Source organism: Paenibacillus sp. EKM206P, assembly GCF_011066155.1.
Classification (GTDB): domain Bacteria; phylum Bacillota; class Bacilli; order Paenibacillales; family Paenibacillaceae; genus Paenibacillus; species Paenibacillus polymyxa_D.
The window spans coordinates 1-610 of the sequence record NZ_JAAMNQ010000063.1 but is presented as its reverse complement, the minus strand read 5'-3'; the positions used below and the strand labels follow the sequence as shown (position 1 = coordinate 610).

The 610-nt window shown below is 46.7% G+C and carries 1 protein-coding gene; it reads left to right on the top strand.

What is annotated here, in order from left to right; all coding sequences use genetic code 11:
• The coding region (locus tag G9G53_RS25685) for a condensation domain-containing protein (RefSeq protein WP_165150880.1) at window positions 1-610 on the top strand (610 nt) is incomplete at both ends.

The following is a 610-nucleotide window of genomic DNA, read 5'->3' as shown; positions in this document are numbered from 1 at the left end:
ACGGGATGTTGAGATACCTGTCCGCAGCCCGTGAGCAAGAGCGTTTTGTGACCGAACCTGAAATCAGCTTTAACTATTTGGGACAATTTGATCAAGATATGCAAAATCAATCTATTGGCGTATCTCCTTACGCTAGTGGTGCAGAGCTTAGCGCCCATGCAGCCAGATCGCACACGCTGGATATGAACGGACTGATTTCGGAAGGTAAGCTGCAATTGACAATCAGCTACAGCAAGCAGGAATATCGTCGTGAAACGATGGAGCAGTTAGCTGAACAGTTCAAAATCAGTTTGCAGGAAATCATTACGCATTGCACAGGCCGCAAACAGCAAGAACTGACGCCAAGCGATGTCATGCTTAAACATGTAACGATGGCCGAGCTGGATCAATTGGTAGAACGGACTCGTGACATCGGGGAACTGGAAAATGTCTATGCGTTGACGCCGATGCAAAAAGGCATGCTGTTTCATAGTCTGATGGATGCAGCATCCGGGGCTTATTTTGAACAAACGACCTTTGATTTGCACGGACGTTTCCAAGCGGATATTTTCCAGGATAGCTTGAATCATTTGGCGCAGCGGCATGAGATCTTTAGAGCTAATTTCATCAG